Origin of the sequence: Pseudomonas sp. B33.4 (assembly GCF_034555375.1) — a bacterium.
GTDB lineage: Bacteria > Pseudomonadota > Gammaproteobacteria > Pseudomonadales > Pseudomonadaceae > Aquipseudomonas.
Genome location: NZ_CP140706.1, coordinates 3347246 through 3368879 on the forward strand (window position 1 = coordinate 3347246; position 21634 = coordinate 3368879).

A 21634-nucleotide genomic window follows, 5' to 3' on the forward strand; every position below is an offset into this window, starting at 1 on the left:
ATCGGTACCCGGGCGTCTCCCACTGTTGATGGGCCCGGGGTTGTTGATCGCAGTGGGTTACATGGACCCGGGCAACTGGGCAACGGGTATCGCTGCGGGTGCGCAGTTTGGCTACAAACTGCTGTTCATGGTGGTGTTGTCGAGTCTGGCGGCCATGTTGTTGCAGACACTCGCATTGCGCCTGGGCGTCGTCACGGGTCAGGACCTCGCCCAGACCAGCCGCCTTCGTTACCCCCGCCCCGTCACATTCGCGCATTGGGCGATGGCCGAAACAGCCATCGTCGCCACCGATATTGCTGAAGTATTGGGGGCGGCGCTGGCGTTTAAACTGCTGTTCAACCTGCCGCTCAGTATCGGCATCTTGCTGACGGCAATCAGTACTTTGATCATCCTGGGCATAAAGGGCGCTGCCAATGGCCGCGTGCAGAGGATCGTCCTGACACTGGTGACCATCATTGTCATGTGTTTTGCCGTAGAACTGGCACTGATCACAGTCGACACAAACAAGCTGCTTCAGGGATTCGTTCCTTCACTGGACACGCTGGCTGAGCCTGGGGCGCTGTTCATTGCAGTGGGCATCATTGGCGCCACGGTCATGCCGCATAACCTCTATCTGCATTCAGCTCTGGCCCGTTCCCCCGGTCGCCTCAATGACGATGTGCAGGTCAGGCAATCGCTGCGCAGCGGTTCCCACGACACGATTCGCGCACTGTCCATTGCTGCCGCTGTGCAGGTCGCCATTCTGTTGGTGGCTGCCGCTGTGTTCCATGAAAGCGGTAACACCGGAATTGGCGGTATAGAGCAGGCCCATCAACTGTTGACGCCCCTGACAGGGGTCGCGCTGTCCGCGGTGCTGTTTGCCCTGGCCCTGCTGGCATCCGGACAAAGCGCAACACTGACAGGCACCCTCGCCGGTCAAGTGGTGCTCGAAGGATTTCTGCAACTGAGGGTTCCATTATGGAAGCAACGTATCGCCACCCGGCTGCTGGCCATCGTGCCGGCGCTGTCGGCAATCCACTGGCTCGGTGATCGTGCAGTCGGCGACCTGTTGGTGTTTTCACAGGTGGTGCTGTCGATACAACTACCGTTTGCCGTTTATCCCCTGATTCGTTTTACCCGCGATAAAACACTGATGGGCGACTTTGCCATATCACGCCCGGTCGCTCTCATGGCCTGGTTGATCTTCCTGCTGATTGGCGTCGCCAATCTGTGGCTGGTCGCGTCCGTCATTCTCTGAAAACCCCACAAAACAGGTGAAACCATGAGTGAAGTCCACGTCTGGATTGCAATCGAACGCCCCCTTGAACAGGTCTGGTCGCTTCTCGGCGGTTTTGACTGTTTGCCCCGCTGGCTCGATGTGATCGCCAGCAGTACCTTGAGCGATGGGGGGCGCTTGCGGCACCTGAAAACCACGAATGGTGCGACCATTGTCGAGCGTCTGCTCACATTTGACGAAGATGAAAAGCACTACAGCTATGCCTTGCTCGAAGGGCCTTCGCCGGTCATTGACTACGTCGGCAGAATGTCAGCGCAGTCCGATGGCAAAGGTGGAACACTGGCGTCCTGGTCGAGCACTTTTCTGGTCGACGGGACCGATGAAACCGAGATGGTTGCACACTTTGAGGCCCTCTATCGTTCAGGCCTGGAAAGCCTCAAATCCGTCATCGAGCTCCACGACTGAAGAAGGCAACGTGCTCACCCGCGATCCATGAAGGCTTGCAGGCGCGGCACCATGAAGTCGAGGAACGTCCGGATACGCTGGGGTACATGCTGGCCGCCCTGATAAAGCGCATGGACTTCCTCGCAGTCATGGCCATTTTCAGCCAGCACCTCGACCAGGCGACCAGAGGCCAGATCGTCATCGATGTGAAAATCCGCCAGTCTGGCAATCCCGACACCGGCAATCGCCATGCGCCGAACCGTCTCGCCATTGTTGGCCTGCAGGTTGCCCTGTTCGATACGGTCCACGATGCGGCCACTCTGGTGCATCGGCCAGACCGGACTGGAACGACGGAAGTTGAAACTCAGACAGTTGTGTTCGCAAAGATCTTCCAGGGTAACGGGAACACCGTACTTCTCCAGGTATTCCGGCGAGGCGACGATCTTGCGCCGGGCAACCCCGATCTTCCGCGCTCGCAATGTCGAGTCATTCAGTGCGCCTACCCGGAACGCGATATCCGTCCTGTCCAGGTACATGTCGACGATGTCATCGCTCAAGGACAGGTTGATTTGAATGTTGGGATGCGCCTCCCAGAAAGCGGGCAGACTGGGTTCGATCGCCAGTGTGCCAAACGCAACCGATGCATTGATGCGCACAGTCCCGCGGGCCTTTTGTGCGCCTTGCGCCAACACCCTTTCAACATCTTCAAGTTCAGCCAACAATGCATGACTGCGCTCGTAGTAAATACGTCCTTCGTCCGTCAATGACAGCTTGCGCGTTGAGCGCTCCAGCAGGCGCACGCCCAAACGAAGCTCCAGGCGAACTATCAACTTGCTGACCGTCGAAGGTGTCATCAGCATCTGGCGCGCGGCCTGCGAAAAACTGCCGGCATCGACCACTCGCACGAAGACCGACATCTCACCCGCTCTGTTATCCACGTCTCTATCCTCGGAATGACTCGTGAAAAAATATCACAAGCACCTTGGTGTGAATCATGGATATAGAAGGATAGCGTTCATTTGTCTTTGGAATAATTTTCACAGGATTGACTCGGCCCGCACGCCAAAGCTATTTCCGTATCTCTGATGATTTGTGAAGCGACCTCACAGAACCTGTTCGCCCTGAGCAGGTTATCAACGAGTCGATCGGTGCATACCCTCTTAACCACCATTCAGTGAGGACAGCACGCTATGAGCACGTTATTGACTCCCTACCAGACCGGATTGCTGACGCTGCGCAATCGCATCGCAATGGCTCCTATGACCAGGGCTCGCAACCCCGATGGCGTCGCCAATGAATTGACCGCGCTTTATTACAGCCAACGCGCCAGTGCCGGGCTGATCATTACCGAAGGCACTCCGATTTCACGTTCGGCTGAAGGTTTTCTGGCCATCCCCGGCATCTATACGACACCCCAGATCAACGGCTGGCGCAAAGTGACGCAGGCGGTCCACGAGGCCGGCGGAGTTATCTTTACTCAGCTGTGGCATGTCGGACGTGTTTCCCATGTCAGCATTCAGCCGGGAGGCATTGCCCCGGTCAGCTCGACATCCCGGGTTGCCCGCAACTCCCAGGCCTGGGGTATGACCGAGCGTGGCGAGCCGGGCCCGGTTGATGTTTCCACACCTCGCGCCCTCAGCACACAGGAAGTCAAGGAGGTCATCCGTGACTTTGCCCAGGCTGCCGCCAATGCAATGGAGGCCGGCTTCGACGGGATTGAGCTGCATGGTGCAAATGGCTACCTGATCGAGCAGTTTCTCAATCCTCTGGTCAATGACCGCACGGACGAGTACCGAAGCGACACCATCGAAAACCGTTCGCGCTTTTTGCTGGAAGTTGTAGACAGCGTGATTGAACGGATCGGTGCGCAACGCACAGCCATCCGCCTCTCACCGTTTGGCGGTCTGTTCGACATGGGGTTATACGAGGACGTCGAGGAGACCTATCTGTACGTCGCTGATCAACTGTCTCGGCGAGGATTGGCCTACGTCCATTTCATGGATCAACTGTCGCGGGGCAGTTCGCCGATCCCAGACCATTTTCTGCAAAGCTTTCGCAACCACTACCACGGAACACTGGTGCTCGCTGGCGGCATGTCCAAAGAACGGGCGGAGAAATTTCTGGATGAGGGACTGATTGACATCGCTGCTTTCGGTGAACCGTTTATCGCCAATCCCGATCTGGTTGAACGCCTGCGGAACAACTGGCCACTGTTAAAACCCGACCGCGCATTGAGCTATGGTGGCGGAGCGCAGGGGTATACCGATTACCCGACCTACTCGATCAATTGATGCTCATTGAAGGCTGAGTGACGCTTATCCGCAATTTCATGGGTCAGGAAGTCGATCAGCGCCCGGGCCGCCGCCGATAACTGGCGATGAGGCGGGTATATCACCGAGAACGGCCGGGACCGTCCACCCGACTGTTCGAGTAACGGAATCAGGCGTCCACTCTGGATTCGGTCCCTGACAATGAAGTCGTAGGTCTGACAAATCCCCATACCGTGTTCGGCCAAAGACACAGTGCCCAGCACATCGTCAGACACTTGAACGCTTGCCTCCGGTATCCACTCGCGATCAATCCCATGCTCGCAGAACAACCAGGGGCCGATCCGACCCGTGCTGGGCATCACAAATGGCAGACAGGCATGGTCTGCCAGATCTTCAACACTGAGAGGAATACCTGCTCGCTGCAGATATTCGGGGGCGGCGACTACGCACAAATTCGCGTCTTCGAGCTTGCGACCGATCAGGCCACTGTCAGGTAATTGCCCCAGGCGAATAGCCAGATCATACCCTTCGGCCACCAGATCCACATTTCGATTGCTGATACCCAACTCGATGCGCACTTGCGGAAACTGCCGAGTGAAGCGACAGAGAAAGGCTGGCAGTCGGTGATGTCCATAAGTCGTCGGCACGCTCAGGCGCACTCGGCCGTTCAACGCACCCTCTCGGCCATGAATGACTCGTTCGGCATCATCGATCAGTGCGAACGCCGCGCGTGACTGTTCGAGATAAAGCAGACCTGCATCGGTCAGGCTCAAACGGCGGGTCGTGCGTCGAAGCAACTGGACGCCCAGACGTGCTTCCAGCCGGGAGATCGCCCGACTGACCACCGACGGCGTGGTCGCCAAAACCACGGCCCCTGAGCTCAATGAGCCCTTTTCCACCACAGTGATGAAGACTTCCACGTCCGCCAGATAATCGAATCGACGCGTCATATTTGCCTCAAAAGAACAGCTGATTTTCTTGATGGCCAGTTTATCGCCGACAGAGGCACGAATAAAGTTTCGTCAACGATCAACACTGTTGATCTGAACCTACCTATCACTCTGCGGAAATCTCATGCGCCTTATCAATCGACTCGCCCTTGCAATGGCTATTTGCGCCGCAACCGTAAACGCCCAAGCCAGCAATGTACTGATCGTATTGTCAGACTCAGACCATCTCGACCTCAAAGACAAGAAAGTCTTCGCAACCGGTTTTTATCTGAATGAACTGATGCAACCGGTGAAACTGTTGCTTGATGCCGGGCATTCGGTGACCTTTGCGACGCCAACAGGCAAGGCGCCGACATTGGACCAGTCATCCAGCGACAAGATGTATTTCAACAATGACCTGACGGCGCTTCAGGAACACAAGGCGTTGCTGGAGCAGCTCAAGATTACATCGCCGGGCGAATCCCCCGTCATCAGTCTTTCGCGCGTCGAACAGATCGGCTACGCACATTTCGATGCGATCTATGTACCCGGTGGTCACGCACCGATGCAGGATTTACTGCATAACGCAGCGCTGGGAAGACTGCTCAACAATTTCCACGCGACCAACAAGACAACAGCCCTCGTCTGTCATGGGCCAATTGCCTTGCTGTCGACGCTGTCCGACCCGACAGCCTTCACCCGCAAGCTCGAAGCCGGCAGCAAAGCCGAAGCATCGGACTGGATTTATGCCGGATACAAGTTCACCGTCATCAGCAATCAGGAAGAAGAACTGGCCAAAGGGTTGTTGAAGGGAGGCACCATGAAGTTCTATCCACAAACTGCACTTGAACAGGCCGGTGGCCTATACAGCAGTAACACCACTCCATGGACCTCTAATGTCGTCATTGACCGCGAACTGGTGACAGGACAAAACCCGGGTTCAGCGTTGGATGTGGGAAAGGTTTTACTCCAGCGACTCAAAGACTCACAACCAGCTCAAATACGTTGAGGGTTCAGTCACCTGTTCGCGGTGAGTTCCGGACCACTCTCAGAGTCATCGGGTAGCTCGCTGCCCCTTTGAATAGACAGCGCTGGCAAAAAAAACCAGCGCTAGAACTTCGAAACCCATCTCACAATATCGAGCGTATGGTTCCGCCTTCCACGCGCATGGCCATGCCGTTAAGCGCCGGCGAGGCTGCCAGGTGCAGGACGCTGCGGGCCACCTCCTCGGGTTCGATCATTCGTCTGATCAAGGATGTGGGTTCGGTTTCGTCAAAATAATTCTGTACTACTTGTTGCGCCGAGATGCCCTTCTCTTGTGCGATTTCCTGGTGATAGCGCTTGACCGCATCGGTGTAGGTTGGCCCAGGCAGTACAGAGTTGACCCGTACGGCGGTGCCTCTAGTCAATTCAGCCAACGCCCGGGAAATGCCCAGCAGGCACGTTTTCATCGCGCCATAGTGAACCATCCACGGCTGCGGCTTGACCGCGGACTCACTGCTGATAAACACAATCGAACCTTGCCCGCGGTCAAGCATTGCCTTCATCACCAGGCGGGTCATGCGCACACCGCTCATGACATTGACGTTGAAGTAATGAAACCACTGGGCATCGTCCGTTTCGAAAAAATCTCTGACTTCGAATATTCCGACGTTATTGATCAGGAAGTCGATGGGGCCGGCCTTCAGGGCCATATTGACCAGTCTCTCGGCCGCCCCCTCCTCCGTTAAATCGACAACCAGTCCCCTACTGAGGGCACCCAGTTCTTCAACCGCTGTATTCACTTCGTCTGCAGATAGCCCGCTAATGACAACCTTCGCACCTTCGAGAATGAAGCGCTGGGCGATGGCCTTGCCAATGCCTGTCGCCCCGCCAGTAATGAGTGCGGTTTTGCCAGTCAGTTGATAATCCATGGAAGCTGCCTTGTTTTGTTGTTATAGGCAAAATTTTGCCCCAGGCTCAAAATGAAGTCTTTCAAGGGTTGCAGAAGACTGTTTTAACCAAACAACGAAAGTGGGTACTTGACCTGCCTTCATTGAGAACCGAGATGTGGAGCAATTCTTTCCACGAGAAAATCAATAAAGACCCTCACCCGGTGAGGCAGTTGCTGTCCAGGGCCTATAAACACTGCATGGATGGCCTCGGTTTCCCCGCTGTTGAATTGCTCCAGCAACGGTAACAACCGCCCGGACTCGATATCGGAATTGATGTGGAAGCTTGCGAGTCTGGCAATACCCAGACCAGCCAGCGCAGCCTGACGCATGCTCTCGCCATCGCTGAGCAATGCATTGCCCTTGGGTTCAATCTCAATGCGCTGGCCTTCTGCGTCGCGATAAACCCAGGCCTGCGAATGACGATGAAATCCAAAGCTCAACCGATTATGTCGATGCAGGTCATCCAGCGTTTCCGGCTGACCGTATCGTGCGATGTACGCCGGTGAAGCCACCGTGATCATTCGGCTTTCACCCAGTCGACGCTGGACCAGGCTCGACTCCTTCATAGGGCCGGTGCGTATCGCGACATCCGCGCGTCGCTCCAGTAAATCCACAACGGTATCAGTCAGTTCCACGTTCAGGGTGATATCAGGATAGGCCGCCAGAAAATCAGGCAATTGCGGTAACAAATAGTGCAAGCCAAATGGAAGATTGGCGTTGACCTGTATCAGCCCGCTGGGCTTGGACACGTTACCGATATCTCGCTCGGCAGAGTCGATCAGTTCAAGAATGCGTAAGCATTCGTTGTTGAAGCGCTCGCCTTCGGCCGTGAGTTCAAGTCGCCGAGTGGAACGATGCAGCAAACGGGCACCCAGCCGTGCTTCCAGACGAGCAATCAGTTTGCTGACCGCTGATGGAGACATTTCCAGCCGCCGGGCCGCTTCTGAGAAAGTGCCAGCATTGACCACTCGGGTGAACACTTCCATTTCGCCAGAGCGATTGATGTCTTTGAGATTTAGCATGAACTTGATTCACAGATTCTTGTAGTTAGAGCAGTCTAGCTCACAAAAAGCAGCCGTCGTATGGTGATGTGATTCCTTACTCGGGAATGACTGCGCCTTTCGCTCTGTAAAGGCCAGGCACAATCAAAATAAGAGGGAGGCAGTACAGTGAAAATTTTCGTTACCGGCGTGACCGGCTACATCGGCGGCTCTGTGGCAAAGTACCTGGTGGATGCAGGCCATGAAGTCAGTGGTCTGCTGCGCAACCCGGAACAGCGGGGAGCGTTGCAGGCACTGGGCATCAAACCTGTGCTCGGTACCCTGGATGACGCCTTCATCCTGACCGAACAGGCACGTGCTGCCGACGCAGTTGTGAACGCAGCCAACTCCGACCATCTGGCTTCGGTACATACTTTTATTTCGGCTCTGAGCGGTAGTGGGAAAGTCCTGCTGCACACCTCGGGCTCGAGTGTTGTCGGTGACGATGCACGCGGCGCTTATGAGCGCAAGGAGATCTTCACCGACGAAACGCCGTTTACGCCTATGGATATCCGTAAAGACCGTGTCCATATCAACCAGGTTGTGAGGCGAGCAGGTGTCGAACAGGGCATCCGCAGCATCGTGTTCTGCCCGACCATGATTTACGGTGAATCCCTGGGTTTGCCCGTGAAAAGCGATCAACTGCCGAAACTGTTCGAACAATCGCGCAAGTATGGCGCGGGGGCTTACATCGGTGCCGGTGTGCATCGTTGGTCCAACGTGCATATTGAGGATCTGGCAGAGCTCTATCGTCTGGCCATCGAAAAGGCGCCGTCAGCCTCTTTGTTCTTTGCGGAAAACGGCGAAGCGTCGTTCCTCGACATCGCGTGCTCCATCAGCAAGTCCCTCGGTTTTGGTGGCACCATTCAAAGCTGGCCGGCCGACGAGGCAATCGCTCAGTTGGGAGACTGGGCGCGTTTCGCCATCGGCTCCAATAGCCGTGTGCGTGCCGTCAACGCCAGAAACCTGCTGGGGTGGGCGCCAAAGCGTGAGTCGATGCTGCAATGGATCGAGACCAGCGGCGTGCAATGGTAATTGTCGCTGCGCTGTACGAAAGCTCACTTCGGTGAGCTTTTTTGTGCCTGTACAAATTGTCCTTTTGAACAAATCACCCCCATAAAAAAACGTGCGGCCAAGGTCTTCATCAATGAACACCCTGATCGCACGTGCAGGCTTAAATCGCCTGAAGGGGAAAGCCGGAAATGCCGTTACGCTCTGACTACATCGCAGGTATGCGATTTACGTCATCAACCCAAAACTTCCAACGCTACGCTTTCAATGCCCTCGGCATCGAGCCGGTAGTGCCGGTAGAGATGGGTTGGCGGGGCAATCAGGCTGTATTCGTCGTAGATACCATGCCGGCGGACTTTGACGCCTACGCCCTCCTCCGCAATCACTTCACACACTGCACCGCCCAGCCCGCCGATGATATTGTGTTCTTCAACGGTCAGAATCGCCCGACTATTTCGCGCAGCGGTCAGTACCGCCTCACGATCCAGCGGCTTGATGGTGGTCATGTCGATCACACCTACCGAGCGTCCGGCAGCATTCAATGCCCGCGCCGCTTCGAGGGCCGGGTGAACCGTGGAACCGGTGGCAATGATCGTCAGTTCATCGCCGGTAAAATGCACGGTCGCCTTGCCGAAGACAAAGTCCGGAACAGTGTCATACACCACAGGATCACGCCCGCGCTGGATACGGAAGTAGATCGGTTGCGGGTAATTGGCTGACGCAAGAATCGCGGCCTTGAGCTGGTTGCCATCAGCAGGCGCGACGACTGTGATATCGGCAATCGAACGCATGATTGCCAGGTCTTCGGTGGCGTGGTGCGAGGTGCCGTAAAAGCCGAGTGAGATTCCGGCGTGGTGACCGATCAGGCGTACCGGTAGAGCCGAATAGGCAACGTCCATGCGGATCTGCTCACAGCACAACAGAGGCAGAAACGACGCGAAGGTCGCCACGAACGGTTTCATGCCCACCGCTGCCATGCCGGCAGCGGCTGACACCATATTCTGTTCGGAGATTCCGAATTGAACGAATTTCTCTGGGTGCAGTTTGGCGAATTTTGACAGACCGTTGGAGTACTGAAGGTCAGCGGTACCGGCAACGATCGGCTCGCCCCTCTCGACCAGTTCGATCAAGGCATCCGACAAGGCATTCAAGCTTGGTGTCTGGCTATTGAGTTCCCGGTACTGCCAGGAGTTGTTCGACAGAGATGCGGTATTCATGAGTTAGATCACCTTGCTTTTGATTTCGTCGATAGCTCGTTGTGCATCTTCGGGATCGAGGTATCCCAAGTGCCAACCTGGCTCGGTCTCCATGTAAGAAACCCCTTTGCCTTTGACCGTATTGGCAATGACGCACACTGGCTGAGTGCGCGTCTTGTCGGCTTTGAGGCGACGCAACAGGCTCGTGACAGCAGCGAGATCATGGCCATCCACCACGTGGGTTTCCCAGCCAAATGCAATCCACTTGTCCGCCAAGGGCTCGATGCCGATCACGTCATCAACGTTGCCGTCAAGCTGATAGCCATTGCGGTCGATGATCGCCACAAGGTTTGCAGTCTTGTGGTGGGCTGCCGACAACGCCGCCTCCCACACTTGCCCTTCCTGCATTTCTCCATCGCCGAGCATCACGTAAGTGGTAAATGATTTCCCCAGCATCCGCCCGGCCAGAGCCATGCCCAAACCACCGGACAGGGCATGACCGATGGAGCCGGAGGAGAAATCCACACCAGGAACTTTGCGCATGTCAGGGTGGTCACCCAGGGGGTTTCCGAGGCGCGTGTAGTTGTCGAGGATTTCTTTGGCGAAGAAGCCCCACTCCACCAACACTGGAAACAAGCCGACGGCAGCGTGTCCCTTGCCCATCATGAAGCGGTCGCGATCGGGCCATTTCGGCTGACCGAATCGCAGGTCCATCACGTCGTAATACAACGCAGCGAACAACTCGGCAGCGGAAAACACCGAAGTGTAGTGGCCGACTTTGGCGATCTCGATCAGCCGGATGGTTTCCAGACGGATGAATTGAGCTTTTTCCCGCAGGCGAGCCAACTCCTTTTCGGTCAGTTCAAAGGCGTGATCCGCGCTTTCGCGGATATCTGTCAAATCAGTCATATGTCGTGTCCAGGCGCATTACCAGAATTTCGGCCGCATCCGAGATGCGGCCCCACATAAGCCCACGGCAATCAGGCGATCACTGCGCTTTCAAACGAGGAGTCATGTAATCGTTCAGACGAGGCATGACCTGCTGCGCAGTCAGCTGCATCGATCGCCGCCACAGCGCCTCGTCGTCCCATTCATGGAAAGTGGTCATCAACGTGCCGAACGGCCCGGTCTGCTCACTGAACGCGACCAACTGCTCGGTGACGGAATTCACGTCGCCGTAAATGACCATTTCCTTGATGCAGTGGTCGACCGTGACTTCCTCGTCAGTCATGTCGGGGCGGGTCTTGAAGATCTTCGTGTAATGATTGGTGGCGAGGTTGTCGATCATGTAATCGAAGTAGCGCCGCAGCGTGCAGCTCTCTTGCGCTAGATAGTCTTCGGCCTGGGCCTGAGAGTCGGCAACAAACACGGAACGGGCTACTCGCCAGTTATTGGCATCGGCCTTGATACCTGCGCTTTCGGCGCCCTGGCAGTAAGCCAGCCAATGGGAGGCAACCGTGGCAGTCGGGTTGAAGTTTGCGGACATCAGGTCCCAGTCCCTGGCACCGGCGAGTTTCGCAGTACCGGAAAACGGACTCATGGCGGTGGTTGCCACACGTGGAAACGGCTTCTGGAAAGGCGTTGGCATGTAACCGATTTCCAGCTCGTGGTGCACAGCGTCCTTGAGGCTGACCTGGTAGTGCTCTGAAGAGAAATCATAGGGCGCCTTCGAGTTCCAGATTGAACGGATCATCTCGTAGCACTCGACCATCATCTGCCCACGGTCCTTGCCGTTACTGCCATACACCTCGAAGTCGGAAGCGAGCCCGCCAGGGCCGATGCCCATGATGAAGCGCCCCTTGGACATGTGGTCGAACATCGCGGCGTCGGCGGCAATGCGTGCCGGAAAATGGTGTGGCAGATTCAGTACGCCGGTGCACAGTTTCATGCGTTGAGTCAGCGGAATCAGGGTAGACAGAAATTGCAGCGCGTTGGTGATCGGCTCAGTGCGCTGTGACGTGTGTTCACCGACCCAGAGTTCATCAAAACCGACGCTGTCAGCATGGACAGCACAGGCGATGTCTTGATCGTACATCTCGTGATAGTCCCAGCCCTTGTGATGAAGTGGCTGCATGAACATAGCGAGTTTCATGTCGTTCTCCTGCTGCTTTTAGTGACCGGCGCGCTGTGAACAGCTTTCACAACTCACCGTTTTTATGACGAGCGCTCGTTTCGCAGGCGTGCCAGTGCCGGCGCTGCAAGTCGCAACGGTCAAGGAATGGGTTAAATGTCCGGGTAAGTGAGGCGTGATTTCAGCGCTTGCAACTCACCCTTAAGTGTTTGACCTGTGCTTCAACTTCCGTGCAGCAACCAACCGCCGTCCACCAGCAGATCAATGCCGGTCACATAGGACGACAGCGGCGAAACCAGAAACAGCACCGCATCGGCGATCTCCCACGGTTCCGCCGCGCGGCCCAGGGCGATGTTGCCCAGCACGTTGTTTTTGCGGTGCTGTTCAAGCAGTTCCGGCTCCAGATTTCCGGGTGTCGCGGTCAGCCCCGGCGACACCGAATTGACCCGAATATTGAAGGGGCTCAGATCTTTCGCGAGGCTGCGAGTCATGGCCATGACCGCGCCTTTTGATGTGTCGTAGGTACAGTGATTGGCCATGGGCCTGTGGCCACAAATCGACGACAGGTTGACGATCGCCCCAGCGCTCTGCTGCCGGCGCATCTGCCGCTGCGCCACCTGCGCACCCACGAATACCGCTCGCGTGTTGATAGCGTGCAGGCTGTCCCAGAAGTCTGCATCGACATCGTCAATGGCCTTGAGCGGATAAATGCCCGCGTTGTTGATCCAGATATCCACGCTGCCGAATCGCCCGACAGCGGTGTCCGCTAACCGCTGGATATCCGATTGACGGCTGACATCGGTTGCTTGAAACGCCACGGGAAAACCAGCCTCCACCAGCTCTCCACTGCGCTCCGGGGCAAGGCTACCAATTACCACGTTGGCCCCGGCTTCAGCCAGTCGCAGACTGATGGCGAAGCCGATGCCACTGCCACCGCCAGTAACCACCGCGGTTTTACCGGATAAATCAAGAAGCTCGGCAAAAGCCCGGTATGGCAATGCTTGATAGGGGGATGACATGTTTGATATTCCTCGAAGATTCACGGTCATCACGCGGTGGCCAGCGTCATGATGCGGTCAGGGGCAATCTGCGGCCGATGCAGGATGCCTTGGGAGCAACCGCGAGCCATGACCATCACCCGATGGGACAATCCGATGACTTCCTCCAGGTCGGAGCTGACGACAATCACCGACACACCGGTTTTCGACAGGTCAATGATCAGTTCGTAAATCGCCGCCCGTGCGCCCATGTCGATGCCTCGGGTGGGCTCATCGAGGATGATGACTCTCGGATTGCGAGCGATCCATTTGGCAATCACGACTTTCTGCTGATTACCACCGGACAACTTGTCGAGCATCTGCCCCGCTACACCCTTGATCCCCAGGGTCGCGATGCGTTCACGAGCGAATGCCGCTACCCGGTGACCGGCGATCACTCCACAGGAGCTGAGGCTGTCCAGATTGCAGTACGCAAGGTTCTCGGCAATCGTCTGATTCAGCACTACACCCTCGGATTTTCGATCTTCCGGGATCAGCACGATGCCGGCGTCAATCGCCGCCAGCACGTTGTTGGCGGGCAGCGTTCGATCACCCAGCATTACTGTGCCGGTACTCAGTGCGCTCAATCCGGCAATCGCCTGAACCAGTTCGGTACGTCCGGCGCCGACAATGCCGGCAATACCGAATATCTCCCCAGCATTCACTGAAAACGACACATCGTGAAAGCGCCCCGCCCTGTCCGATAGCTGCTCGACGTTCAAAACCACCTTGTCCCGAGGGATGGGTAATTCCGGAAACAGGCGATCAATCGGGCGCCCCACCATTTGCGAGACCAGAACACCGACATCGGCCGAACCACTGTCGTGTCGCGCGATCAGGTGACCGTCGCGCATCACCACTACCTTGTCGGCGATCCGCGCAATCTCGTCCATGCGGTGGCTGATATAGATGAATGACACGCCTTCCTTTTTCAGCTCCCGGATTTGCTTGAACAGCAGCTCGGTTTCGTCTTTGCCCAACGCGGCGGTCGGCTCATCGAGAATCAACAGCCGCGAGTTGAGCGTCAGCGCCCGCGCTATTTCCACCAGTTGCTGTGCAGCGATTTTCAGCTGGCGCACCGGCGTCTCCGGCGAGATGTTCAGGCCGAGACGGCGCAATTGTTTCTCGGTTTCACGCAACATGGCCTTGCGGTCGACAATGCCGTTGTGCGTGGGTAAATGACCAAGGAACACGTTCTCCGCCACACTCAGGTCGGGCAGCAGATGGATTTCCTGGTGGATCATGTTGATCCCCTGCGCCATGGCAGCGCCCGGGCCGTTCGGCGCGTAAGGTTCGCCGGCAACAAACATCTTGCCTTTCGATGGCGTCAGCGCGCCGGCGACGATCGAGGAAAAGGTGGATTTTCCCGCGCCGTTTTCGCCAAGCAGAGCGACCACTTCTCCATAGCCAATGTCGAGGCTGATGTCTTCCAGCACCCTGACCGAGTTGAAAGACTTGCCGATATTGCTCGCGCGAAACAAAGGCGCCTTGTGGGTCTTGATGACTGTCATGACGTGCCCTCCTTCACCTGACTCACGGGTGCTTCTCGAGGAAGGTTGCTGCGTTTTCCCGGGTCGTCACGAAGGCCGGCAACAGCTGGGTCTTGGTTACCTGTTTGCCTTGCTGGAGATCGACTGCGGTACGCAACGCGGTACGACCCATTTCCACGGCTTGTTGGGTAATGGTCATATCCATCTTCCCATCACGAATGGCCTCCAGGGCAGATGGCAGGCCGTCATAGCCGAACACCCAGACCTTGTGATCGATGTTGGCTACTTTTACTGCCTGCGCTGCACCCAGCGCTGGCGCATCGGAGCGCCCGATGAACACATTGATATTCGGGTTCTTCTGCAGCATGTCCTGGGCGACCTTGAAGCCGTTTTCCTGCAGCCAGTCAGTGGGCTTGTGGTCGACGATCTTCATTTCAGGTACCTCGGACAGCACCGCGTCCAGGCCTTTGGCACGGGCCACTTCAGTGGAGTCGCCCAGGGTGCCTTGCAACAGACCGATTTCAGCCTTGCCGCCCGTCAACTGGATCATCTGCCGGGCCAGCTCACCTGCGGCTGCCAGGTTGTCCGTTGAAACATAAGCGTCGCACTCGACGTTTTTCGGAAAGTTGTCAATGCAGATCACCGGTACACCCTGCTGTTTTGCCAGACGCACCGGCACGGCCGAAGCAGCACTACCGGTAGCGGTGTAAAGCAGTACGTCGATTTTCTTACTCAGCATGTCTTGAATCTGGCTGACCTGCCGCGCCGGGTCGGCCTGGGCATCAGCCACCAGAACATTTTTGATGCCGAGGTTTTTTGCCTGCTCCATGACACCATCGCGAACCATCAGATAGAACACCCACTGAAGGCTGGGGATCGACATCCCCACAGTGATTTCATCCACCGCCTTGCTTTGTGCGTGAACAGTCATCGACATCAGGCAGCCGAGCAACGGCAACCACAGAAAACGTAGCGAGAAAACAGCACACAGTTTCATGTTTTTATCCTTCTAATCGTGTGTGTAGACGTGGGAGGCTTTTGAGGCGTAATCCGGACTCAATCAGTCTTGCGCTTGAGTAAATCGAGCATTACCGCGAACGCGATGACCGCGCCGATAACCACTTGCTGGACGAAAGGAGAAATGCCCGCCAGGTTCAGGCCGTTGCGCAAGACGCCGATGATCAGCACGCCGATGATTGTGCCCACCACACTGCCCGCACCGCCTTTGAGGCTGCCTCCGCCGATCACGACGGCGGCAATCACATCGAGTTCATAACCGACACCTGCGCCGGCGCCGGCAGTGTCCAGACGCGACGTCATGACGATGCCGCCCAGTGCCGCGCAGATGCCGGAGATGATGTACACCGCGCTGGTGTACCCCTTGACCCGGATGCCGGCGAGCTTGGCCACTTTGCTGCTCCCACCGATGGCATAAAGGCTTCGGCCTGAGATCGTAAACTTGAGGACGAACCAGAACACCAACGCCAGCACCACGAAGCAACTGACCGTCAGCGACAGCACACCTCCGTAACGAATCACCGAGAGGTTGCTGAACCACTCCGGAAAACCGCTGACCTGAGCGCCGTCTGTGACCATATAGGCCAAGCCACGAGCGACCGACATCATCGCGAGCGTTGCGATAAATGAAGGCAGGCCCGCTCGCACCACCAGTAACGCGGTTGTCGATCCACACGCTGCACCCACGGCGATCGCCGCAAGCATGGCCGCCCACATCGGCAGGCCGAAGACCTGTTCGAGCCAGCTCATGACCATGATCGCCACCGCCAGCACGGCACCCACGGACAGATCGATACCACCGATAAGAATTACCAGGGTCATGCCTAAGGCCATGATGCCCAGCACCGTTACTTGATCCAGTACATTGAGCAAGTTGCTCAGGGTCAGAAAGCTATCGGTAAAGATGGTCAATACTGCGCATAACAACAACAAGCCGACCATAGGGCCAGCGATACTGGATTCCAGACCAATCCACTTAGGAATTGCTCCAGAGAGCCGCGTTTTTGCCAACAACTGATTGTTCATACCCACATCCACTTCTTATTTAATTGTTATAAGATCGAGCAATGCAACAACTACGATTTAGTGACCGAGCTCCCGGTAGCGGCCTCCCATATAAAGGAGAGGTTCTTCCAGTGGCTGCGTAATCACATTTATGACGTTGCCGATAAACACTGTATGTGAACCGTGTTCTATCTCCTGTACCACTTCGCAAAAGATCGCCGCCTGTGCATCGGCCAAATACTGGATACCATGCACGCCGGTGCGCCAATCGCCTTCCACGAAACGCCGTTCTCGCAAGTCGGGTTGACTGAAGATCTTGCAGATTGGCTCATGCTGACTTTGCAGCATATTCACGCAGAAGAGCCCGGAACGCTTGATGATCGGCGAGGCACTGGCAGTCCGGTTGACACAGATCAGCGCCGAGGCGGGATCCATCGACACCGAGGAAAAGGCAGTCGCGGCCAAGCCGTGGGGCTGACCATCGTCATCGAGTGTGGTGATAAGGGTTATTGAAGAGGCGAAGCGGCCCATTGCCATTTTGAACTGACCGGCCAGGTCTATCGAAGGGGCGGTCTCTTGATATTGAACACGCATAGCATAAACCCTCTTTTTATTGTGACTCACAGGCACTGACTTGCATTATTAACAATCAATCGGACTTTTCTATTCGATTTTAAGGAAATGACTATTCACTAACGCTGAAAGGTGAACCCAACAACAAACATATTTGAATTTGCTTCACAGGTATACTCAAAGCCCCATTCCAAAGCACTTGCGTACTCTCTCTGTTTTTTCGCTGCCACTTTGATTGGGTGGTTTTTACTGAATAATTGACTGATACTTTTCTGAAAACAAAAACAACTTCCACGAGACAAGATTCCCATGGTCGATCGATTGCAGGACATGCGGCTGTTTCGCCTTGTCGTTCAGACGGGTTCCCTTTCAACTGCGGGTCGGCAGATGGGTCTGTCACCTGCGGCCATGAGTGGTCGACTCAAGGCGATGGAAGACTTTTATGGGTTGCGGTTGCTCAAGCGCAACACGCGAAGCCTGAGCCCTACCGCCGAAGGGCAACTGCTGTTTGAAAATGCCCGGAAAATTCTTGAAGAGGTCGACACACTCGACAGCATCATCAAAAACGGCCATAGCGATGTGCTTGGCACCATCGGACTCACGTGCCCTACCGATTTGGGGCGGCAGTGGATTAGCCAGTTGGTCGACAGCTTCATCAGCGAAAACCCTCATATCGTCATCCGCCTTTTCCTCACTGACCGTGTACTGGATTTTGTCGAGTCCGGCTCAGACATTGCGATCAGGTTCGGCGACCTTCCGGACAGCTCGCTTATCGCCCGCTCACTCGGAGTGGACCGCCATATCGTTTGCTGCTCTCCACAATATCTTCAACAGCGCGGCGCACCGCGCACCCCTGAAGACCTGCAGCATCACAACTGCCTGGTGCACCTGAGTGCGGATTTCACGCTTGATCGCTGGAAATTCATGGAGAAAGGGGTGCCAACCACCATTCAGGTCAAGGGAAACCGGATGGCCAATGACGGATTCGCGCTGCGTCAGTGGGGAGTACAAGGCCTTGGGATCATTTGGAAGTCAGTCTGGGAGGTGGCAGACGACCTGCACGCCAAGCGGTTGATCCCATTGCTTGAAGACTATCAATGCCCGAGCACTGGATTTCATTTGCTGACCGAGGGTGGGAAAAAGCTACCGTCGCGCGTAAAGACGTTCGTCGAATATGCCGTGCAGTACTTCAAAAACCTCGAAACACCGTCGCGATACCTCCTGCCCTCTCCTTAGCTCCAACAGGGTCGCAATCTGCACGGCCGGTCCAGCATTGGCATGAGCCTCCAGGAGTGCGCGCCAGGAGACCTGCTTCGCAACTCAGTCGTGCGTTTTGCTCAAGACTCTTGTGCGTATTGGCGCATTTTTCTCCCTTATGGATCCGAAGATACTTGCCGGCATTCACACATTGTATTGCCTGGTTGCACACAAGGCGCAGGAGGTCTGATGAACTCACATTTTCAACGATTGCTTGGCCCGGAAAACTTCTCCATCGGCCTGGAACTGCCACTGGACAATGACTGGTCCACAACAGGCCAACGCCTGCGTATAACGGAGGATCGTCCATTCGGCGTCCCTGACCTCAAGCAACATGCGCAACTGGCGCGACTGGCCGACAGCAGCGGCTTTCGAGCACTCTGGGTGCGTGATGTACCGTTGTACGACCCGCATTTCGGAGATGCAGCGCAAGTATTCGAGACTTTCTCCTACCTGGGTTATCTGGCTGGCATCACCAATAACATCATGCTCGGCACTGCGGCGGTCGTATTGCCGCTTCGACAACCGTGGTTGACCCTCAAGGCCGCCAACAGCATCGACGAGCTGAGCGATGGTCGTCTGTTGCTGGGAGTGGCCAGTGGCGACCGTCCGATGGAATACCCGCTGTTCGGGGTCGATTACGAACAGCGGGGAGCACACTTTCGCAGCGCTGTAGAACTGCTCAAAAGCCAGGGCAGCGGACGCTTGCCTGAAGGTGCTCAACTTCTGCCACAGCGCGAAGAACACGCTCCCCTGCTCGTCGCTGGGCTTGGCCAGCAATCACCCGAGTGGATAGGAAAACACATGGACGGCTGGCTCGCTTACCCCGGAACAGCACAGGAACATCGCCGGCGTGTCGGGCTGTGGCGAGAAGTCGCCGGGGACAAGCCTTACATTACGTTCCTGCACCTTCATCTTGAAGCCGATCCTAACTCGCCAATGAAACCCGTGCGCTTCGGCGGACGAGGCGGAAGGATGGCCCTCATTGACGAACTGGAAGCACTGCGTGAAGCGGGGGTGCAACATGTCGGCCTGCATCTGCGTCACAACACGCGTCCGGTTGCCGAGGTAATTGAGGAAATTGCCGAGTACGTGTTACCCCGGTTTCACGGCACCGAGTGAAACAAGACCCGGCCGTTGACTCACACTTTGAAATTGGCAATGAGGCCGTGCAAGTCACGTGTCATATCAGCAACCTGATTGCTGATATTGACCGTGCTCATGGCCTGGCCTGCCGTAGACTCGCTAAGCGTTTTTATCTCTAACGTATTTTTCTCAACGTCCTGCACAACATTTGCCTGCTCCTCAGTGGCTGAAGCGATCTGGATATTTTGGTCGATGATGAGAGTCATGCCGTGGGTAATGTCATCAAAGTACCCGGCTGCTCGGGAGACCTCCTCAACTGTTGAGGATGCGTTGACATGACAACTGCGGATGATCGAGACCGCATTGAGCACCTCTTGTTGCAGGCGGTTAATGTTGGCGTGGATCTCGCCCGTCAGCTTGTGGGAGTGAATCGCCAGGCTACGTACTTCATCGGCGACCACCGCAAATCCCCGGCCCTGGTCACCAGCCCGGGCTGCCTCGATCGCGGCATTGAGTGCGAGCAGGTTTGTTTGCTCGGAAACACTCTTGATGAGCCCTACCGCTTTTGAGATGGCTTGACTTTCGCTTTCCACCGCACTGATGGAAACCATTGAGTCGTTCAGTTCCTGGAACAGGTTATTAATTCCTTTCACCGCCCGGCCCACCTGAATGGTGCCGTCTCGGCACTTCTGACCTGCCAGGCTGGCTTTTTCGGCCGTCGTGTTGGAACTGACGCTGACCTCCTGCACGCTGCTGACCAACTCCACCATTGAGGCTGCAATCAACTCGAGCCTGGCGTCTTGCTGTTCTATGCTTTTGTGCGATGACAGTGCATGTTCGCTGACATGCACTGCCTTGTCCTGTGTTGAAAAGGAGAAGTTTTTCACTTCGGATATCAGTTCACGCATACGGGTTTGCATAAGGTTGAAGTCTTGAGACAGGTCACCCAATTCATCCCGCCCCATGGATTTGATCCCTTGCCGTAGATCGCCCTGCGCCAGGAGACGTGTCGCTCCAGAGAGTTCTTTGATGGCTTGGCGAACAGACAGGTAAAAACCGATGAACAGGTAAATGATCACGATCACTGTTGTCGTCAGAGTCAGGGTCCAGAGCATCAGGTTGTGTTGGTATCTGGCTATGCGCTCATGTAACTGATGATCAGCCTGCGCCAGCACCGATTCCGTCGCTTGATCCAGTTTTGCCAGAAAAGGCGCGTAATCTTTGAAGCGCTCAAGCCAGGTCCCCATCAGCTTCTGATACACCGAGCCGGTTACTGAGTACGGTTCGATAATGCTGGATTTGTATCGAGACTCGGCTTCCTGAGCCGCGCTGGCAATGAGCGATCGTGCATCAGCATTGCCCGAACCGTTATTTTCAGCCTGAATGAATCGATCAAAGTAATTCAGTTGATTCATGACGGTGGATTGCGTGGACGAATCCAGGTAGCCAAAAGCAGTGACGTAACCTGCGTAACTTTGGGTCTGCGCCAGAACTTGATACAGGGGCAATATCTCGTCGAACAGCAGCGCCATGTTGCGGTAGACCATTGGGTTATCGTCATGATTAAGGCGTGCCGATGTCGCCATTTCCTTGATCGTCATGAGTCGTCTGTGCAGCGAACGCGCCTGCTCGGTGTATTGCACACTCAAGGGCGGTGCAGCATCAGTGTTTTTTGCATGGAAATCCGAGCTTATGAGGTAGTTGGAGAACGGGCTTTTTTCAAGCCATTGGTTCACTTCTGCGGTTTGTAGTTTGAGGCTTTCCGTTTGTTTGCGAGTGAGCTCGGCGATATCGGGTTTGTTGCGAGCGTGGGCAACGACCTGAAGGCCTGAGAGTTCAACGGCGCTTTTGTACTCGGCTAGACTTTTACCAATGGCCACAAGGCCTTGTCGTTCGAGTAGAGCAGTCTGATACTCCTGATAAATGGTGATCAACTTATCAAAGGAGAGCCAACAGTACGGAAGCATGAACACCACGAAAATCAGTGAAAACTTCTGCGCATATCGCGCACGGTTCATCAAAGCCAGAACGGGTCTGAACATCACTGCTCCTACAAAT

At 55.8% G+C, this 21634-nt stretch carries 20 protein-coding genes and 1 pseudogene; 7 read left to right on the top strand and 14 right to left on the bottom strand.

Annotated features, from left to right (window positions below):
* Positions 1 to 28: 28 nt before the first annotated feature.
* Both U6037_RS14630 and U6037_RS14635 read left to right on the top strand, forming a co-directional pair.
* Positions 29 to 1237 (top strand): Nramp family divalent metal transporter, encoded by a 1209-nt coding sequence (locus U6037_RS14630; protein ID WP_322847325.1) that lies wholly within the window; start codon positions 29 to 31, stop codon positions 1235 to 1237.
* Between the two features lie 24 nt (positions 1238 to 1261).
* A complete protein-coding gene (locus tag U6037_RS14635; protein WP_322843456.1) occupies positions 1262 to 1681 on the top strand; it encodes an SRPBCC family protein in 420 nt (139 codons plus the stop codon).
* A 14-nt stretch (positions 1682 to 1695) separates the two neighbouring features.
* Here U6037_RS14635 and U6037_RS14640 read toward each other — a convergent pair whose 3' ends face one another.
* The gene (locus tag U6037_RS14640; RefSeq protein WP_322843457.1) at positions 1696 to 2598 is read right to left on the bottom strand and encodes a LysR family transcriptional regulator; all 903 of its coding nucleotides are present in this window, start codon (positions 2596 to 2598) and stop codon (positions 1696 to 1698) included.
* A 252-nt stretch (positions 2599 to 2850) separates the two neighbouring features.
* Here U6037_RS14640 and U6037_RS14645 point away from each other — a divergent pair, with 252 nt between their 5' ends.
* Positions 2851 to 3951 (top strand): alkene reductase, encoded by a 1101-nt coding sequence (locus tag U6037_RS14645; RefSeq protein WP_322843458.1) that lies wholly within the window; start codon positions 2851 to 2853, stop codon positions 3949 to 3951.
* On the opposite strand, the gene U6037_RS14650 is transcribed toward U6037_RS14645, so the two are convergent.
* Complete coding sequence (locus U6037_RS14650) at positions 3936 to 4880, bottom strand: LysR family transcriptional regulator (protein WP_322843459.1); 945 nt, start codon at positions 4878 to 4880, stop codon at positions 3936 to 3938. The genes U6037_RS14645 and U6037_RS14650 overlap by 16 nt on opposite strands.
* 124 nt (positions 4881 to 5004) lie before the next feature.
* Between U6037_RS14650 and U6037_RS14655 the strand changes: the two genes are divergently transcribed.
* A complete protein-coding gene (locus U6037_RS14655; RefSeq protein WP_179694969.1) occupies positions 5005 to 5868 on the top strand; it encodes a type 1 glutamine amidotransferase domain-containing protein in 864 nt (287 codons plus the stop codon).
* A 121-nt stretch (positions 5869 to 5989) separates the two neighbouring features.
* Here U6037_RS14655 and U6037_RS14660 read toward each other — a convergent pair whose 3' ends face one another.
* On the bottom strand, positions 5990 to 6772 hold the full coding sequence (locus U6037_RS14660; protein WP_179694970.1) for an SDR family NAD(P)-dependent oxidoreductase: 783 nt from the start codon (positions 6770 to 6772) through the stop codon (positions 5990 to 5992).
* Positions 6773 to 6891: 119 nt separating this feature from the next.
* Positions 6892 to 7815 carry a LysR family transcriptional regulator gene (locus U6037_RS14665; RefSeq protein WP_322843460.1) on the bottom strand — a complete coding sequence of 308 codons (924 nt, stop codon included), beginning with the start codon at positions 7813 to 7815 and terminating at the stop codon, positions 6892 to 6894.
* Between the two features lie 147 nt (positions 7816 to 7962).
* On the opposite strand from U6037_RS14665, the gene U6037_RS14670 reads away from it, so the two are divergent.
* Positions 7963 to 8868 carry an NAD-dependent epimerase/dehydratase family protein gene (locus tag U6037_RS14670; RefSeq protein ID WP_322843461.1) on the top strand — a complete coding sequence of 302 codons (906 nt, stop codon included), beginning with the start codon at positions 7963 to 7965 and terminating at the stop codon, positions 8866 to 8868.
* 212 nt (positions 8869 to 9080) lie between these two features.
* On the opposite strand, the gene U6037_RS14675 is transcribed toward U6037_RS14670, so the two are convergent.
* The 8 genes from U6037_RS14675 to U6037_RS14710 all read right to left on the bottom strand — a co-directional run bounded on the left by U6037_RS14675 (position 9081) and on the right by U6037_RS14710 (position 17254).
* Positions 9081 to 10061: a transketolase family protein gene (locus U6037_RS14675; RefSeq protein ID WP_322843462.1), complete on the bottom strand. Its 981-nt coding sequence runs from the start codon at positions 10059 to 10061 to the stop codon at positions 9081 to 9083.
* A 3-nt stretch (positions 10062 to 10064) separates the two neighbouring features.
* On the bottom strand, positions 10065 to 10949 hold the full coding sequence (locus tag U6037_RS14680) for a transketolase (protein ID WP_322843463.1): 885 nt from the start codon (positions 10947 to 10949) through the stop codon (positions 10065 to 10067).
* A 79-nt stretch (positions 10950 to 11028) separates the two neighbouring features.
* Positions 11029 to 12132, bottom strand: coding sequence for an LLM class flavin-dependent oxidoreductase (locus U6037_RS14685; RefSeq protein WP_322843464.1), 1104 nt, complete (start codon positions 12130 to 12132; stop codon positions 11029 to 11031).
* Positions 12133 to 12332: 200 nt separating this feature from the next.
* Complete coding sequence (locus U6037_RS14690; protein WP_322843465.1) at positions 12333 to 13160, bottom strand: SDR family oxidoreductase; 828 nt, start codon at positions 13158 to 13160, stop codon at positions 12333 to 12335.
* Positions 13160 to 14659: a sugar ABC transporter ATP-binding protein gene (locus U6037_RS14695; RefSeq protein ID WP_322843466.1), complete on the bottom strand. Its 1500-nt coding sequence runs from the start codon at positions 14657 to 14659 to the stop codon at positions 13160 to 13162. Before U6037_RS14695 ends, U6037_RS14690 begins: the two co-directional genes overlap by 1 nt.
* Positions 14660 to 14681: 22 nt before the next feature.
* Positions 14682 to 15635, bottom strand: coding sequence for a sugar ABC transporter substrate-binding protein (locus U6037_RS14700; RefSeq protein WP_322843467.1), 954 nt, complete (start codon positions 15633 to 15635; stop codon positions 14682 to 14684).
* 59 nt (positions 15636 to 15694) lie between these two features.
* Positions 15695 to 16681 (bottom strand): ABC transporter permease, encoded by a 987-nt coding sequence (locus U6037_RS14705; RefSeq protein WP_322843468.1) that lies wholly within the window; start codon positions 16679 to 16681, stop codon positions 15695 to 15697.
* Between the two features lie 57 nt (positions 16682 to 16738).
* Positions 16739 to 17254: a flavin reductase family protein gene (locus U6037_RS14710; RefSeq protein ID WP_322843469.1), complete on the bottom strand. Its 516-nt coding sequence runs from the start codon at positions 17252 to 17254 to the stop codon at positions 16739 to 16741.
* Between the two features lie 288 nt (positions 17255 to 17542).
* Here U6037_RS14710 and U6037_RS14715 point away from each other — a divergent pair, with 288 nt between their 5' ends.
* Positions 17543 to 18469, top strand: coding sequence for a LysR family transcriptional regulator (locus tag U6037_RS14715; protein WP_322843470.1), 927 nt, complete (start codon positions 17543 to 17545; stop codon positions 18467 to 18469).
* Between the two features lie 210 nt (positions 18470 to 18679).
* Complete coding sequence (locus tag U6037_RS14720) at positions 18680 to 19612, top strand: TIGR03571 family LLM class oxidoreductase (protein ID WP_322843471.1); 933 nt, start codon at positions 18680 to 18682, stop codon at positions 19610 to 19612.
* Between the two features lie 20 nt (positions 19613 to 19632).
* Here the strand turns inward: U6037_RS14720 and U6037_RS29445 are convergent, their stop codons facing one another.
* Both U6037_RS29445 and U6037_RS29450 read right to left on the bottom strand, forming a co-directional pair.
* Entirely contained in the window at positions 19633 to 20541 is a 909-nt protein-coding gene (locus U6037_RS29445) for a methyl-accepting chemotaxis protein (RefSeq protein ID WP_416221722.1), read from the bottom strand.
* Positions 20536 to 21618: pseudogene (locus U6037_RS29450) on the bottom strand (methyl-accepting chemotaxis protein); the annotation flags it as partial. The pseudogene U6037_RS29450 and the gene U6037_RS29445, both read right to left, overlap by 6 nt.
* Positions 21619 to 21634: the final 16 nt, after the last annotated feature.

What these genes read in the sequence shown, in the direction of transcription:
- U6037_RS14630 (WP_322847325.1), top strand. Translation starts at nt 29, where the DNA reads ATGGGCCCGGGGTTGTTGATCGCAGTGGGTTACATGGACCCGGGCAAC.
- U6037_RS14635 (WP_322843456.1), top strand. Translation starts at nt 1,262, where the DNA reads ATGAGTGAAGTCCACGTCTGGATTGCAATCGAACGCCCCCTTGAACAG.
- U6037_RS14645 (WP_322843458.1), top strand. Translation starts at nt 2,851, where the DNA reads ATGAGCACGTTATTGACTCCCTACCAGACCGGATTGCTGACGCTGCGC.
- U6037_RS14650 (WP_322843459.1), bottom strand. Translation starts at nt 4,880, where the DNA reads ATGACGCGTCGATTCGATTATCTGGCGGACGTGGAAGTCTTCATCACT.
- U6037_RS14655 (WP_179694969.1), top strand. Translation starts at nt 5,005, where the DNA reads ATGCGCCTTATCAATCGACTCGCCCTTGCAATGGCTATTTGCGCCGCA.
- U6037_RS14660 (WP_179694970.1), bottom strand. Translation starts at nt 6,772, where the DNA reads ATGGATTATCAACTGACTGGCAAAACCGCACTCATTACTGGCGGGGCG.
- U6037_RS14665 (WP_322843460.1), bottom strand. Translation starts at nt 7,815, where the DNA reads ATGCTAAATCTCAAAGACATCAATCGCTCTGGCGAAATGGAAGTGTTC.
- U6037_RS14675 (WP_322843462.1), bottom strand. Translation starts at nt 10,061, where the DNA reads ATGAATACCGCATCTCTGTCGAACAACTCCTGGCAGTACCGGGAACTC.
- U6037_RS14680 (WP_322843463.1), bottom strand. Translation starts at nt 10,949, where the DNA reads ATGACTGATTTGACAGATATCCGCGAAAGCGCGGATCACGCCTTTGAA.
- U6037_RS14685 (WP_322843464.1), bottom strand. Translation starts at nt 12,132, where the DNA reads ATGAAACTCGCTATGTTCATGCAGCCACTTCATCACAAGGGCTGGGAC.
- U6037_RS14690 (WP_322843465.1), bottom strand. Translation starts at nt 13,160, where the DNA reads ATGACCGTGAATCTTCGAGGAATATCAAACATGTCATCCCCCTATCAA.
- U6037_RS14695 (WP_322843466.1), bottom strand. Translation starts at nt 14,659, where the DNA reads ATGACAGTCATCAAGACCCACAAGGCGCCTTTGTTTCGCGCGAGCAAT.
- U6037_RS14700 (WP_322843467.1), bottom strand. Translation starts at nt 15,635, where the DNA reads ATGAAACTGTGTGCTGTTTTCTCGCTACGTTTTCTGTGGTTGCCGTTG.
- U6037_RS14705 (WP_322843468.1), bottom strand. Translation starts at nt 16,681, where the DNA reads ATGAACAATCAGTTGTTGGCAAAAACGCGGCTCTCTGGAGCAATTCCT.
- U6037_RS14710 (WP_322843469.1), bottom strand. Translation starts at nt 17,254, where the DNA reads ATGCGTGTTCAATATCAAGAGACCGCCCCTTCGATAGACCTGGCCGGT.
- U6037_RS14715 (WP_322843470.1), top strand. Translation starts at nt 17,543, where the DNA reads ATGGTCGATCGATTGCAGGACATGCGGCTGTTTCGCCTTGTCGTTCAG.
- U6037_RS14720 (WP_322843471.1), top strand. Translation starts at nt 18,680, where the DNA reads ATGAACTCACATTTTCAACGATTGCTTGGCCCGGAAAACTTCTCCATC.
- U6037_RS29445 (WP_416221722.1), bottom strand. Translation starts at nt 20,541, where the DNA reads ATGGGGCGGGATGAATTGGGTGACCTGTCTCAAGACTTCAACCTTATG.